Origin of the sequence: Streptomyces sp. NPDC059895 (genome assembly GCF_042731035.1) — a bacterium.
GTDB lineage: Bacteria > Actinomycetota > Actinomycetes > Streptomycetales > Streptomycetaceae > Streptomyces.
Genome location: NZ_JBHWKO010000011.1, coordinates 144004 through 158680, shown reverse-complemented (window position 1 = coordinate 158680; position 14677 = coordinate 144004). Strand labels below are relative to the sequence as shown.

General features: G+C 71.0%; 9 protein-coding genes. 3 read left to right on the top strand and 6 right to left on the bottom strand.

Translation table 11 applies throughout. The features are described from left to right. The first annotated feature begins 299 nt into the window (after nucleotides 1-299). Entirely contained in the window at nucleotides 300-2396 is a 2097-nt protein-coding gene (gene fusA / locus ACFV9M_RS15880) for an elongation factor G (RefSeq protein WP_385074154.1), read from the top strand. Between the two features lie 133 nt (nucleotides 2397-2529). Here the strand turns inward: fusA and ACFV9M_RS15875 are convergent, their stop codons facing one another. Next, nucleotides 2530-3618, bottom strand: coding sequence for a hypothetical protein (locus tag ACFV9M_RS15875; RefSeq protein ID WP_385074157.1), 1089 nt, complete (start codon nucleotides 3616-3618; stop codon nucleotides 2530-2532). 205 nt (nucleotides 3619-3823) lie between these two features. Further along, nucleotides 3824-4627 (bottom strand): N-formylglutamate amidohydrolase, encoded by an 804-nt coding sequence (locus ACFV9M_RS15870; protein ID WP_385074160.1) that lies wholly within the window; start codon nucleotides 4625-4627, stop codon nucleotides 3824-3826. A 278-nt stretch (nucleotides 4628-4905) separates the two neighbouring features. Here ACFV9M_RS15870 and ACFV9M_RS15865 point away from each other — a divergent pair, with 278 nt between their 5' ends. Together ACFV9M_RS15865 and ACFV9M_RS15860 are read left to right on the top strand one after the other, a co-directional pair. After that, nucleotides 4906-6876, top strand: a complete 1971-nt coding sequence (locus tag ACFV9M_RS15865; protein WP_385102463.1) for a DUF262 domain-containing protein — start codon at nucleotides 4906-4908, stop codon at nucleotides 6874-6876. Between the two features lie 356 nt (nucleotides 6877-7232). Beyond that, the gene (locus tag ACFV9M_RS15860; protein WP_385074166.1) at nucleotides 7233-8543 is read left to right on the top strand and encodes a hypothetical protein; all 1311 of its coding nucleotides are present in this window, start codon (nucleotides 7233-7235) and stop codon (nucleotides 8541-8543) included. A gap of 311 nt (nucleotides 8544-8854) precedes the next feature. On the opposite strand, the gene ACFV9M_RS15855 is transcribed toward ACFV9M_RS15860, so the two are convergent. From ACFV9M_RS15855 to ACFV9M_RS15840, 4 genes are all read right to left on the bottom strand, one after another. Continuing rightward, nucleotides 8855-10120, bottom strand: a complete 1266-nt coding sequence (locus ACFV9M_RS15855; RefSeq protein WP_385074169.1) for a hypothetical protein — start codon at nucleotides 10118-10120, stop codon at nucleotides 8855-8857. 103 nt (nucleotides 10121-10223) lie between these two features. Beyond that, on the bottom strand, nucleotides 10224-12371 hold the full coding sequence (locus tag ACFV9M_RS15850; protein ID WP_385074171.1) for a UvrD-helicase domain-containing protein: 2148 nt from the start codon (nucleotides 12369-12371) through the stop codon (nucleotides 10224-10226). A gap of 49 nt (nucleotides 12372-12420) precedes the next feature. Then, nucleotides 12421-13962, bottom strand: a complete 1542-nt coding sequence (locus ACFV9M_RS15845; protein ID WP_385074224.1) for a protein kinase — start codon at nucleotides 13960-13962, stop codon at nucleotides 12421-12423. Between the two features lie 172 nt (nucleotides 13963-14134). Continuing rightward, on the bottom strand, nucleotides 14135-14590 hold the full coding sequence (locus ACFV9M_RS15840) for an ATP-binding protein (RefSeq protein WP_385074173.1): 456 nt from the start codon (nucleotides 14588-14590) through the stop codon (nucleotides 14135-14137). Nucleotides 14591-14677 lie beyond the last annotated feature (87 nt).

The following is a 14677-nucleotide window of genomic DNA, read 5'->3' as shown; positions in this document are numbered from 1 at the left end:
ACCACACCGCTGCCGCCGCTCCCCGTTCCCGCTACGAGGTGATCCTCGTGTCCTCGTCCGTCCGGTGTCCGCTGCGCGGCCGGCACCGGATGATCTGACGAGCCGTCAGTGAGCAGCTCCCGGAACCACGGTCCAGCACCGCAGTCGTCCTGGACCGCATCCCGCTGACCCGGCACCGCGGCCGGCATCCCACGACCTCGACCCGTCGTCGAGCGCGGGACGCCGCCGCCGGGCCGGCTGCCGCTCGCCATCCATCGCGCCGCCCGTTCACGGAGAGACACCCCGAAAGGCCAAGGGCCGTGCGCAACGACCTCCACACCCCCGACCGTCCCCTCGCCGCCGTGCGCAACCTGGGCATCCTCGCCCACGTCGACGCCGGCAAGACCACCGTCACCGAGCGGATCCTGTACGCCACCGGGACCACGCACAAGCGCGGTGAGGTCCACGACGGCACCACCGTCACCGACTTCGACCCCCAGGAGCGCGACCGTGGCATCACCATCTTCGCCGCGGCCGTCAGCTGTGCCTGGAACGGCCATCGCGTCAACCTGATCGACACCCCCGGCCACGTCGACTTCGCCGACGAGGTCGAGCGTGCGCTGCGGGTGCTCGACGGGGCGGTCGCCGTCTTCGACGCCGTCGCGGGCGTGGAACCGCAGAGCGAGTCGGTGTGGCGGCAGGCCGACCGGCACGGCGTGCCGAGGATCGCGTTCGTCAACAAGATGGACCGGGCGGGCGCCGACCTCGACACGGCCGTGGCGTCGATCCGGGACCGGCTCCACCCGGTTCCGCTGGTCGTGCAGCTGCCGATCGGCGCGGAGGACACCTTCACCGGCGTCGTCGACCTGGTCCGTATGAGGGCGCTGACCTGGGAGGAGGGTGCCGAGACCGCCGTCGAGGGGCCGGTCGTGGGGGAGCTGCGGGAGGAGGCGCTGCGTCGGCGCCGGCTGCTGGAGGAGGCCGTGGCGGAGCGTCACCCGGCGGCGCTGGAGGAGTTCTGCGACGGGGAGGCACTGTCCGCCGACACCCTCACCACCGCCCTGCGCGACCTGACGCTCAGCGGCGACGGCGTGGTCGTGCTGTGCGGCTCCGCCTACCGCAACCGGGGCATCGAGCCGCTCCTCGACGCGGTGGTGGACTGCCTGCCGTCACCCCTGGACGTCCCGGCCGTACGCGGCACGCGCGGCGCCCACGGGACGCGGGAGGCGGCCGACGAGCGGCGTCCCGCCGACCCGGCCGCCCCCTTCGCCGCCCTCGCGTTCAAGGTCAGCGCCACCGCCACCGGCCGGCTCACCTACCTGCGGGTGTACTCCGGAACGGTCGAGAAGGGAGAGACGGTGTGGGACGCGACCGCGCGGCGCACGGAGCGGATCGGCCGCATCCTGCGGGTGCGGGCCGACCGGCACGCCCCGCTGGACCGCGCGGTCGCCGGGGACATCGTCGCCGTGGTGGGCCTGAAGGCGGCCCGCGCCGGGTCGACCCTGTGCGCGCCCGACGCCCCGATCGTGCTCGAACCGCCCGGTGTCGCCGACCCGGTCGTGTCCGTCGCGGTCGAGCCGCGCCGCGCCGCCGACGCCGAACGGCTGGTGTCCGCACTCGCCCGGCTGGCCGAGGAGGACCCGTCACTGACCGTCCGGACCGACCCCGAGACCGGCCAGACGGTGCTGTCCGGCATGGGCGAACTGCACCTGGAGGTCGCGGTGGAGAAGATCTGCCGCACCCTCGGGCTGGAGATCAACGTCGGCCGGCCGCGCGTCACCTACCGCGAGACGGTGGCGCGCGGAGTGTCCGGGCTGGTCTTCCGGCACGTCAAACAGGATGGCGGGGCCGGTCAGTTCGCCCACGTCGTCCTGGATGTGGAACCGTCGGAGGAGGACGGGTTCGCGTTCCGGTCCGCCGTGGTCGGCGGGCGGGTGCCGCAGGAGTACGTACGGGCCGTCGAGGCCGGCTGCCGGGACGCCCTCGCCGAGGGACCCCTCGGCGGGCACGCGGTCACCGGACTGCGCGTCACCCTGACCGACGGGGCGACCCATGTGAAGGACTCCTCGGAGACGGCCTTCCGCACGGCGGGCCGGCTGGGACTGCGGGAGGCCCTGCGGGCCTGCGCGATGACCCTGCTGGAACCGGTCGCCGAGGTCACGGTGACCGTGCCCGAGGACGCCGTCGGCACGGTCCTCGGCGACCTCGCGGCCCGCCGCGGACGGGTCACCGGCTCGGCGGTGCGCGGCGGCGCGGCGGTCGTGACCGCCACCGTGCCACTGGCCGAACTGTTCGGCTACGCGACCCGCCTGCGCAGCCGCACCCAGGGCCGGGGCACCTTCACGGCCCGGCCGACGGGGTACGCGCCGGCACCGGTGACGGTGGCGTCGGCACCGGCGGCGGTCGGGACGCCGTAGGCGGCTGCGGCGCCGTAGACGGCCGCGCGAGGCCGTGGACGGTCGTAACGCCGTAGACGGTCGGGACGCCGTGGACGAGGCGCAGTGACCGGTGGGGAGGCCCGACCTCCCCACCGGTCCTGCTCGCGTCCGGTCACCGGACCAGGACGAGGACGAGGATCACGAGGGCGACGACGGCCGCCGCGATCAGCGAGACCTTCCACCTGCCCTCGTCCGACAGCCGCCGCACGGTTCTCAGACGTCCGTCGGTGCCCCGGAAGACGTAGAACTCCAGGTGGGGAGAGCCGGGAGAGCCGGCCTTGACGACCGTCAGACGCCGGAGGACGACCTGCCGTTCCTTCTCGTCCTTGCGGCGCCGCAGGTACGGCTCGACGGCCGTGCGGTGGTCGGGGGAGAGATCGCCGGGAAGAGGGTCGTCCAGGCCGAGGAGATCCTCCCGCCAGCCGCCCGCGTCCAGGTCCGACCCGACCCGCCGGGGCCGTGGGACGGGCGGAGGCACGACGTCGGACCGCCGAGTCCACTCGATCCGCCCCGCCGTCCAGGACGTCAGACTCCCGTGCCCCTTGCAGGTGGTGCACTCGGTGGTGCCGGTGCGCCCGCACGGGGCGCAGGGGATGCGCCCGGTCGCTTCGCACTCCGGGCACCTGACCTTCCCCCAGCCCCGGCAGCCGGGGCACGCGCTGTCGGGCGTGTGGCACCCCTCGCAGGTCACCCGTTCGTCGGGGCGGTCGCCGCTGCCCTGCTTCGGGAGGCCGGGTCTGGGCGGGCTGCCGGGCAGGCCGCCGTGCTTGAAGGACTGCGTGCACGCGGTGACGCCCTGGCAGACGGCGCACACCTGCGCGGGCTCACAGGGGCGGTACGTCATGCTCGCGCAGTCGGCGCACTGCCGCCGGCCGTTGCCGCAGTCGCAGGACCGGAGGTGCACCGAGCCGCGTCTGACCAGGTCGAGCGGCCGGTCGAGGGGTGACTCGCGGGAGCTGAGCTGGTAGTCCCGCAGCACGTCGTAGGTCGGCCGCTCCGAGAGGGAGACGGCGCCGGGCCGGTGCCGAGTCTCCTCGGTGCGGTACTCGATGTGACGGGTGACCGTGCCTTCGAGCAGGTGCGAACGGGTGAGGAGGAGGTCCTCCAGGTCCGGGGCGGGGCGCTTCCCCCGGCCGGAGCGCGCCAGGTACGCGCCGATCGCGGCACGCACCTCCTCGTCGGACGGATCCTCTGCTGCCACGACGGAACCCACTCCCCCCAGTCGCCCCCTCCCACCCGGGTACGGGCGGGAACCGGTGCCGAGCGGCACCAGTGTGGCGGGAGCGGGCCCGTGGCAAAAGGGCGCGGGGGTGGTGCGGGGACGCGCGGGGTTACTGGGAGGCGGAGCGTCCGGGCCGACGCCTTCGGCGGGCGGGCCGCGACACCGCGTACCGGCCGGGGGCCCGTCACACCGAGCCGACGGCGTCCACCAGCTCCGCGAGCGCACCGGCGAGCGAGTCCAGCCCGGGTCCGTCGGCCGGGCCGCCCGGCTCGGTCATGTAGACGTCGCGCCGGATCTCGATCATCAGGGCGCTGACCCGGGGATCCTTGCCGTAGTACTCCAGCGGTACGTACGCACCGGCGAACGGGCTGTCGACGCCCGTGCCGCCGAAGCCGGCGAACGCCCGCTCGGCGTGGGACAGCAGCTCCGGCGGGGTGTGGAAGCCGTCGCTGCCCAGGCAGATCGGCGGGCGGGGACCGTCACCGTGGAGTTCGTACGGCAGGCGCTCGGTCGGATACGAGTGCACGTCGACGACCACCGCCCGCCCCACGGCCGCCAGCCGCTCGGCGACCGCGTCGGTCATGGCGGCGGCGTACGGCTCGAAGTACTCCCCGACGAGCGCCCGCCCGTCGAAACCGGCCGGACGCAACGGCTCCTCGTGCGTGGTCCGCGTGTACACCGCGCCCATGCCGACCGACAGCATCTCCTCCCGCTCGTCCGGGAACCGCTCGGGATCGACGACCAGCCGGGACAACTGGTTGACGAACCGCCAGGGCGCGACGGAGCAACGGGCGGCGGCGACCGCCGCGATCTCCGCGGTGTGCGAGTCGGTGATGTGGTCCAACTCCCGCTCCAGCGCCGCGTCGTCGAGCACGATGCCCTGCCGCACCTTCGCCGGTATCGCCCGCGAGGAATGCGGGACGTGGAGGATCACGGAGGAGTCGGGGGCCCCGGGGAGGATCTGGAAGGAGACTGACGTGTCGTTCATCTGCGGTGACCTCGCTGCGCGTTGCCGTGGATCGTACGTCGGGAGGCAAGCGCGCCTCCCGCCTGGTCGGTCGGACAGGGTGGCTGCGCCGCCCGACCGCGCCCCGTGAGTGTATACGACTCCTCTCCTGCGTAAAGGAATTAACCAACGCTTTCATTGCCTTCTGGGTGGTGGTTGCCTCTTGCGTCTGACCGGTGAACGCCGTCGTCCCGACATCGCCGTTGCGGCAGAGGCGCGGGAGGCGGATGTGTGAAGGGCGGGCGCGCCCCGTTCGCCCCATGACTATCGTGTGTGCGGTAGATCACTCGCACGCTGGGGGCGGCATGGGGCTGGCAAACGAAAAGATCATTTCTCAGGTCGAGGACCTGCTGCAGGGCAGGGTCGTCATTCCTTCCATCCAACGCGATTTCGTCTGGATGAGGCCCGATGTCCGTGATCTCTTCGACTCCCTCTACCGGGGTTACCCGGTCGGCGCCCTCCTGCTGTGGAAGACCGGTCTCACCGTCCCCTTCAAGACGGCTGCCGTCGTCCAAGCCGCGAAGTCGGTGCACCAACCCCTTTATCTGCTGGACGGGCAGCAGCGGTTGACCTCCCTCGCCTGGGTGTACCGTCCGGAGTCGAAGGCCGACGGCCGGCTCATCGACCTGCGCTTCGACGTGCGCACCGAGGAGTTCGTCAACCCGAGCGCCGTGCAGCGGAAGGACCTGCTGCTGATCCCGGTGTCGACGCTGCTGCAGGAGAACGTGCAGTTCTACCAGGTTCTGCGCAAGGCAGGAGTGTCGATCGACGACCCGAACTTCGACTCGTGGATTCAGCGGTTGCAGAAGGTGAACAACATCCGGCAGCACCAGATCGCCGTGATCACCTACGAGTCCGATGACTACGAGGAGGTCGCCGAGCTCTTCGCCCGGCTGAACAAGGGCGGTCGACGGCTGTCGAAGGGCGATCTCGTGTACAGCGCCATCGCGGCCCGCTGGTCCGACGGCCTGGACACCATGGACTCCTTCCACCAGGAACTGCAGGACAGCAACTTCGCTCTGAACAGGGAAGCCGTCCTGCGCCTCATGAGCCTCCTCGCGGGAACCGGCGCCCATCACATCAAGCTCATCGGGGCGGACGTGGACGAGGCCGCACTGAAGGAGGCCTGGCAGGCCACCGAGAGGGCTCTGCGCTTCGCCATCGACTTCCTGAAGGGCGAGTGCTCCATCCCCCGGTCCGAGATCCTCTCGTCGCCGAACGTCACCATCGTGCCCGCTCTGCTGCTCCACCACCGGGACGGCAAGCTGCGGCCGGGAGAGACCCAGCTACTGCGCCGCTGGGTGTACACGGCGATGGCCTTCAGCCACTACTCCTTGCAGGTCGAGGGCAAGCTCGACGCGGAGGCCAGACTGATCAAGTCCCGTGCGGGACAAGATCTGTTCGCGGAACTCATCCGCAGGGCCTCCGGTACCCGATCCCTGGACAGTGCTCTCCACCCGAGGGACCTGGAGCAGAAGTACTCCACACATCCCTTCTTCAAACTGCTCTACATCGCTGCGCTGCGGGGCACGGCGCGGGACTGGGCGACCAACATCGCCATCAGCGACCAGCCGATGAACAGCGGCGCCAAGATCGAATTCCACCACGTGTTCCCCCGCGCCCGGGTCCAGGGGACGTACGCGAAGGAGGAGTGGAACAGCCTCGCCAACCTTGCCTTCGTCACCGGCCAGACCAACAAGATGATCTCGTCGAGGCTGCCCGTCGACTACATGTCGGGCATCGCTCCGGAGCGCCTGGCCGAGCAGTGGATTCCAGATGACCCGGAGCTGCGGTCCATGGACCGCTTCCCCGACTTCCTGGCCGCACGCAGGCGCCTGCTGGCCAACGTCCTCAATGATCTGCTGGGACTCCCGGCCTACGACGGTCGGACGGGCCACCGCGACACCGAGGAGCTGCCCGCTGACGAGGAACTGCTCGCGGAGGGTCCGGCCGCGCCCACGCTGGTCGGCGACGGCGTGCGAGAACTGCGCACGGAACTGGGCGTCGAGATTCACGCGGTCTACGAAGGCCGTCGCATCACCGCCTACTACGACCCTTCGTCCCGCACCGTGACGATCCCCTCCGGTTCCGGCCGCGGTGAGTACGAGACTCCGAGCGGGGCGGCAGTGGGCGTGGTGCACGCCCTCAATCCGCACGTCAATCCGAACCGCAACGGATGGTCGTTCTGGACGGTCACCGCCACCGGCAATCTCTTGCAGAGCATCCGGTAGCGGGACAGCGTGCCAGGCACTCCGCGCACCGACACATGCGGGGGCCGACGGAAGGAAGTGAACGTGTAGCAGTTCGCCGCCGCTACGGTGCTGCGCAGCGGATACGGGCTGGATTGGATCCTCGGTAGGGGGGCCGATGGGGCAGGTCTGGCAGGGGACGGACGTCTGTCTGGAGCAACCCGTCGCGGTCGAAACGGTCGCCGCGGATCTTCTGGCCCTGCCCGACTGCCGCCGCACCGCCCTGGCGCGCTCTAACGGGGTCTGTGCCGGAGAGTCGAGGCGTCGAACGTCTGCCTCGACGGCACGGAAGTGTCGGACGTCAGCCGTAGGCTGTCGTCGGAGAACAAGGGGAGACGATGACTGACGACCGCAAGGCAATCGTTCCGGTGTGGACGCTGGCGACCGGCGACGTCCGGGTGCCCGCACTGGCCGGAGACGAGCCGATGACGGCTGAGCGCCTGGCTGAATTGCGCAGTGTGCTGGCGGCCCTGGCCGACGAGCCCATCGCCACACTTGAAGTACATCCGTTGCCCGACGAGTTCGACCGCAGCCGAGGTATCCCGCTCGACGCCGTGAGCCCCCTGGCTCAGCACCTGTCGCAGCTCATCACGCAATCGGCGCGAAGTTCCTCTGCGGCGGCCACGGCGACCGCCGCAGGCGAAGGCCTGTACCGCATGGTGGTTCCGGCGAAGGTCGCCGCCCAGTTCGCGCAGGGCGTCGTTCGCCCGATGGCGGCGAAGGGGGTGGCCGGTGGCATCCGCGGTGCATTCGTGCAACCGACGGGCCGCATCGCCGCCGGCGCGGCGTTCGTGCCGGTCGGTAGAGCGGCAACAGCGGGCGCGGTCGGTGGAGCCGGTGCGACAGCCGGCGTCGCGGCCGCCGGCAGCGCGGCGCTCACCGTGGCCGCGCCGCTCGTGCTCATGGCCGTGGCGGTGGGGGTGAGCGCGCATGCCGACCACAAGCGCCAGCAGGCCATCGAACACATCACGGAACTGCTGGAGCAACTGCACGACGAGAAGCTCGACGACGAGCGCAGTGAACTCGACGGCTGCCGCGACGCCATCGACAAAGCCACCGCCATCCTGCTCGATCAGGGCAAGATCGGTGTCTCACTGGGGCTGGACTCGGCAGTGCATGCCATCAGCAAGGCGCTGGCCGCCGCCGACCGCCGCCTCGCCCAATGGCAGAGCGCACTCGACAAGCTGCCCGACGGCAAGGCCGTCGAGATCGGCACGCTGACCAAGGCGTTCCCCGGCGTCGACGAGGACGGCGGCACGTTCCGCACCCACCTCGAACTCGCCGCCTTGGCGATCGCGCTGAAGCGGCGGGTCATCGTTCTGCAAGCGGTCGAGCACGCCCAGGCCGACCCCGGCAACCTGTTCGAGAACTTCGTCCGCGCGCTCAAGGCCGACCAGCAGCGCCTCGACAAACTGGAGTCGGACGTCGCCACTGTCCTGGGACGCCTGTCGGCGCTGGAGCTGGCACGCCCGCAAGGTTTGCGGCCCGTCTTCACGACCGGTGAGGTCGATCGCCTGATGCGCGCGGCGAACCGGATCCACAGGCTTGGCGACGGCGTCATGGCCGACAGCCGCGCGACGGACGTGGCGATCGAGATCGCCCGCGACAAGGACGGCTCGGTGGTCGTGTTCCCTGCGCTGCCCGCGTAGGCGTAGGCGCGCTCGCATTCGCTTGGTGAGTGGCGCGGGGTGTGCCCGATACCTCGACGCGTTGGTGGCTCTTTGCATCGTTCCGCACCGCGACCGAGGACAGGGCGATCCGCCGGGTGCTCACCGAGGTGCGCCCGGCGGATCACTCGACGCGGTGCCCACCACCGCCCACACGGACTTGCGGGACCGGAGCGGCGGTCAGTGACGCCCCGATCGTCGGCGAGGGCGAGTGACGAGGAGAAGGCCGCGACCGGACGCGTGTCGATCCGCATCGCAACGGATGGTCGTACAACCTTGTACTGCGCCTCCGGCTACTTGCCGCCACGCTGGTGGGGCCTGACGTAGGTGTGGCCTTCCGGGAGTCTGTGGGACCCGGCCAGGCCGGCCCTGCGGTGTGCCTCCGAGTATGCGGTCTGCGCCGTGTCACTGGCCTGCTTGCCCAAGTGGTCGATCCTCATCAGGTGCCCGGCCACTCCATGCCGCGAGGAGGCGCTGGGCAGATGCACCACCCGCTCTGGCCCGTTCTCGTGCTTGGGCAGCACGAAGGGCCTGTAGCAGACGAGTCTGATTTTCTTCTCGCCCGGCCGAGCTGGGAAGTTGAGGATGCCGCTCGACCCGTAGCTGCCTGTCTCCCAGGTGAGCCGCTTACTGCCCATGAGTCTGTTCACGGCTGCCCGGACGGCATCGCTCGTGTGCTGTCCGGAGCCGTGAAGCCCGCGGACGTTGCTGATCAGGTTGTCCAACGGCAGGAGCGCGCGGCCGTGCTCGTCGAGGTAGCCGAGCTTGCGGACCGTCTCCTGCACCAACCCGTCGAGCGAGGCGACGTCACCGGTCCGGGACCGCGCCTGACTCGCGGGGAGGTCACGGACGACGACTCGAGGGTCGTACTCGAAAAGGAACCTTCTCCTCGCGATCAGGACCGGACGTGGCAACGGGTGCAGACAGAGCCTCAGTTGTCCGTTGCACAACGTGGCCGTGACCCGTGTGCCCGGCATGATCTGCGTCCGCGGCCATCGGATACCGCGGACGTGCTCCTTGGTGGTTTTCTTGTGCAGAGAGGCCAGCAGCACCGTCGGGAACGCGCGGCCGTCGTGGAGTTGCACCACCTTCGCTCTTCGGACGCGCCCCGCGGCTCGCGAAGGCAGCGGACACAGGCCGTTGTCGAGATGGCGGGTGCGGAGCACGAACGTCCACTGCACTTCGGACTTCGTCTCGATCACGTCGTGCGGCTCACCAGGGTCCGGCTGCCGGATCACCACCGTCTGGCCGGGGTCGGTGGCAGGCTCCTCCTTGCCGGGGGTGTCCCGAGGCACGGACACGACGACTGGCGCGGTGGCGCGCGCTTCGGAGGTGCCTGTATCGCCTGCCGTGTGCCGACGGCGGCAATCCGAGCAGTACACCAGGGTGGTGCCCATGTCCACGGTCCCGACGGCAACCTCGGCGGCCACCGTCGGCCGGTGACAGTTCCCGCAGGTGAAGGAGATGGGTACGGCGAGGCGCAGCAGCGTCCAGCCGAAGCGGTCCGGGGCGCTTTCGAGTATCCTCGCCCCTTGCAGCGCTGACCCCTGAGCCTTCATGAGCTGCCCTCCTGCCGACATCACACACCGATGACCACTGCCTGTCACTCGTCACGGACGGCCACGGCCGTCTGCCCGTGGCCGTGCACGCGGTGCTCTGACCTCACACACCCGCCTCCACGAGGAACGGGCTGGGCTTGCCGGACCAGGAGACGTACAGTCCGTCGCGGGCCCTCGTGCAGGCGACGAACAGCAGGCAGCGTTCGGACATCACGTCCGTCTCGTGCTGCTGCGCGTCCACGTCGGCGGGCGTGACGGCCTTCGCGAACGGCAGTGCGTCCTCGTTGACGCCGACCACGGCGACGCAGCGGAACTCCAGCCCCTTGAAGGAGTGCATGGTTCCGACCCGGACGGCTTCAGCGTCCTTCGCGGGATCGGCTGTCCGCAGCGGTACGGCGGGGAGGCCGGCGGCCTTGAGGTGCGCCACCGTCTTCGTGCACGTCTTGTTGAAGCGGGTGCTGACCCCTATCTCCCCGGCGCCGACGCCTGCCTCCAGCCACGCCCGTATCCGAGCGACGAGCGCGTCGAGTTCGGCTTCCTCGGTCGCCGCCGTGTGCACGGCGGGCCCGTCACCGTGCAGCGCGGAGCGGTACCCGAGCAGCGTGTCGTCGCGGCCCTCGTCCTCGAGCTGGGCGATGGGGCGGCCGACGAGCAGGGCCGTGGACCAGCGCAGGATCTCCTGGGTGCTGCGGTAGTTCTTGCGCAGCTTCACCGACCGCCCGGTCACCTTGATGCCGAGCGACTTCAGCGACACCTTCGCGTCGTAGATGCGCTGGTGCGGGTCGCCCGCGATGAACAGGTCGTCCGGGCGGGCGGGTACGGCCGCGCGCAGCAGCCGCCACTGCGCCGGGTGCAGGTCCTGCGCCTCGTCCACCACGACGTGCCGGTACGGCGGGCCTTTCTCCTCCAGCAGCCGGGCCGCCTCCGCGCACGTCTGCAGCCAGGTGCGGGCCCCGTCCGCGGCCAGGCCGGACGTGAACCGCTCCACCGTCTCCCACACCAGGGGCCGTTGTGCCGCCGTCAACCGGCTTCCGCGGCCGCGCCGGTCCGCCGCCTCGTACGCGGCCAGGTTCCTGATGTCCTGCGCCAGGATGACGTGCCGGTACTCCTGGGCGAGGAACTGCGGGCTGCCGGTGAAGCCCGTGGCCTTCGCGGCCTTGCCCCAGCGGCTCGCCTCCTCGTTGTTCATCAGCGGCCGCAGGGCCACCGCCCCCGGTGTTTCGGCGACGACACGGCTGGCGAAGCCGTCCACCGTGGAGATGTCCACCCGCGCGCGCAGTTCCGGGTCCTCCACCAGGGACTCCAGACCGGAGCGGAGCGCGTTGACGAGCGCGTTCGTGTACGTCGTGAGGAGGATGCGGTCCCCGTCGCGCAGGTGCCCGAGCAGGTGCTTGACCCGGTGCAGCGCGACGACGGTCTTGCCGGTGCCCGGCCCGCCGGTGACCTGGGCGGGTCCCGAGTAGGACGCCCGGTAGGCCACCTTCCGCTGCGAGGGGTGCAGGAAGACGCGCCAGGCCGCGAAGGGCTTCTCGAGGATCTCCCGCAACTCCGCGGAGGCGGTGACCAGCGCGATGCGGGCCCGGCTGTGCCGGATCGCGGTGTCGTAGTCCTGGGCGTCCACCGGCTGCGACGACGCCTGCAGGGCCGGCGCGACGATGTCCTGCCAGACCTCCTCGACCGTGCAGCCCTCCGCGAGGTACTGCAGCACCTCCCGCTGGTCCTGCGGCAGCAGCGGCGCGAACACCTCCAACTGCTCCTTGTCGACCAGCGACCGGGCCTGCCGCAGCGTCTCGGCGTCGATGCCGAGGGCGGTCAGGTCGCCGTCCGAGAACTTCGCGAACAACCGCTCCTTCGGCGAGGTGCGCGCCACCTGCTCGTACCCCGGCGTGATCTCCTCCAGGGTCGCCGCGTCCCGGATCTCGACGGCCCGGGTCACCTCGTTGATGCTGGCCTTCTGCTTCTTCGCCCAGGCGATGGCCTTGTCGTGCGGCATGACCCGCAGCAGCAGGAAGGTGTCCCCGGAGGGCGGAGCGAGGACGACACCACGCCAGAACTGGTCGATGCGGATCGTCCGGATCTGCTTGTCCTGCGCGTTCGTCAGGCTCTCCAGCTTCAGCCCCGGGTCCTTGAAGAGCTGATCGAGGGTGAGCCGGTCGAACTTCTCCCAGGCCTCCAGGACGCCCTTCCTGACCGGAGGCTGGAGCTTGGGGAGTTCGGCGAAGAAACCGATGTCGAAGGCGAGCTGCGGCATGGAGGGATCCTAAGGGCCGGGCGGTGAGCGGCGGAGAGGGAGGGCCAGGTCAGGTGCGCGAACCGGCGGGTCCGCCGTCGAGATCCAGACGGATCACCGCCAGCGTCTCGGCCACCTCGGCCGTGAGTTCGTCGTCGGGCCCCCACACCACGCACAGGTCGGTGTGCAGCGGGTCCAGGACCGCGAACGCGTCGGCCGCCCGTCCCTGCGCGAGCAGCAGCATGCCGATGTCGCGGCGCAGTTCGACGGCCTCCTCGCTCACGTCGCCGTCGACGGAGCTGACGACCGCGAGGACGCTGTGCAGGCCGGCGAGCGCCTCGGTGACCTGGCCGAGTTCACCGCGGCAGCGGGCCGCCTGGGCGCGGCTCTCCCGGGCGTCCTCGCTGCTCGGGCCGCTGACGCGTCCGTACGCGTCGGCGAGCGCCTCGAATTCGGGCAGTGCGGCACGGTGGTCACCGGCCAGCTGACGGCTGACCGCCCGGAACATGCGCAGTCGGAGGACCGCCTTGTTCTCCGAACCCAGGGCGCGTGCGGCCGGCTCGATCACCTCGTCCACCACCTCGGCCGCCTGCGCGTACCGTTCCTCCTCCATCAACGCCCGGTAGTGCTCGTGGACCTCGCGGATCTGTTCCCGCAGCGCCTCCCGTTCGGCCTCGGGAACGGCGGGCGGCGCGGCGGCCCCGGTGGTGGGTGCGGCGGGCCGTGCGCCCGCGGCACCGGCACGCGAGCGCGGCGCGTACGGACGGCGGAACACGCCGGTCGGATCGGGTGCCCCGGCGGGCCCCTCCTCCGGTACGGCCTCCTCACCGGGCGCCGGCAGGAAGGGCCGCAGCCGCTCGTACACCTCCTGCACGTCCGCCGGACGTGCCTCGGGCGCCTTGCGGAGCAGGTGCAGGACCAGCTCCTCCAACCCCTCCGGTATGTCGGCCCGCAGCTGACGCAGGGGCGTCGGCGCCGCGTTGACGTGCTGCATCATCAGATGGAACTCGCCGTCGCCGCTGAACAGCAGCCGCCCGCACAGCAACTCGTGCAGGACGCACCCCAGCGCGTACAGGTCGGTGCGTGGCGTGACCCGCCCGCCGCGCACCTGCTCCGGCGCCATGTACTGGTGCGTCCCGATGGGGCTGCCTGTCGCGGTCAGCCGGGTGACGTCCGTCTGCAGGATGGCCGCGATGCCGAAGTCGAGCACCTTCACGGTGCCGTCCCGCGCGACGAGGATGTTGCCCGGTTTCAGGTCGCGGTGCACCACGGGCACGTCGTGCGCGTACGACAGCACGGTCGCGACCTGCGCCGCCACGGCCACCGCCCAGCTGACGGGGAGCGGCCGGTCCGGGTGCACGTACGCGCTCAGCGGCACGCCGTCGACCAGCTCCATCACCAGGTACAGCTGCTCGTACGACTCGTCGAGCACCGCGTCGTACACCTGCGGCACGCCGGGGTGCTGGATCCGCGCGGTGATCCGCGCCTCGCGCCGGAACCGCTTCGCGAACTCCTCCGCCAGGTGAGGCGACGTCACCGCCTGGGGCCGGATCAGCTTCACGGCGACCGGCCTGTCCAGGACGGCGTCGTAACCCCGCCACACGTCACCCATGCCACCGTGGCCGAACTGCTCCAGCAGTTCGTAGCGTCCCGCGATCCGCCGTACGTCCGGCACCTGGCCCCCGCCCCCGTCGAGTATCCGAAGTGGTCTTCGATGTGCTCGGGGATCAGTGTCGCTGGTGGGAGTTCGGCGCGTCCAGACAGCTCGCGGGAGGCCCGTGGCGTCAGGTCAGGCCGGGAGCGGCGTACTCCGCCCAGACGGTCTTGCCCGGACCGCCCTCGGCGCGTGCGGTGCACCCCCAGCGGTCGGCGAGCGCCTCGACGAGCAGCAGCCCGCGGCCGCTGTCTCCTGGAGTGCCGGCCTCCGGTGCGGCGGAGGGGACGCGGGGGAGGCGTTCACCGCGGGTGTCGCCGACTTCGATCCGTACGGTGCCGGTGGCCGGGTCGGCGGTGAGGAGGACGTGGAAGTCCCGACCGGCCACGTGCCCGTGCCGTACGGCGTTCGCGCACAGCTCCGCCGCGATGAGGGTGACGGCGTCGTGCGCGTCGCTGCCGTACCGGACGCCCCAGGCGTCGAGCCGGTGCCCGCACAGCCGTCGGGCCAGGCGGGCGCCGCGTGAGGTGGAGCTGAAGCGCATCGTGAACCGGTGGGTGGTGGGGGGTGGTTGTGTTGCGGTCATGCACTCACGGTGGCGTCTCGTGGCGTAGCGTGACCAGTGGTGACGCGCTGACGTTGATCCTTCGTACGGCGCGTGCGCGGGCGCTGT

Bases quoted from the DNA above. Each gene is read 5' to 3' on its own strand.
- ACFV9M_RS15845 (WP_385074224.1), bottom strand. From the start codon at position 13,962: ATGGGTGACGTGTGGCGGGGTTACGACGCCGTCCTGGACAGGCCGGTC.
- ACFV9M_RS15860 (WP_385074166.1), top strand. From the start codon at position 7,233: ATGACTGACGACCGCAAGGCAATCGTTCCGGTGTGGACGCTGGCGACC.
- ACFV9M_RS15870 (WP_385074160.1), bottom strand. From the start codon at position 4,627: ATGAACGACACGTCAGTCTCCTTCCAGATCCTCCCCGGGGCCCCCGAC.
- ACFV9M_RS15855 (WP_385074169.1), bottom strand. From the start codon at position 10,120: ATGAAGGCTCAGGGGTCAGCGCTGCAAGGGGCGAGGATACTCGAAAGC.
- ACFV9M_RS15865 (WP_385102463.1), top strand. From the start codon at position 4,906: ATGACTATCGTGTGTGCGGTAGATCACTCGCACGCTGGGGGCGGCATG.
- ACFV9M_RS15840 (WP_385074173.1), bottom strand. From the start codon at position 14,590: ATGACCGCAACACAACCACCCCCCACCACCCACCGGTTCACGATGCGC.
- ACFV9M_RS15850 (WP_385074171.1), bottom strand. From the start codon at position 12,371: ATGCCGCAGCTCGCCTTCGACATCGGTTTCTTCGCCGAACTCCCCAAG.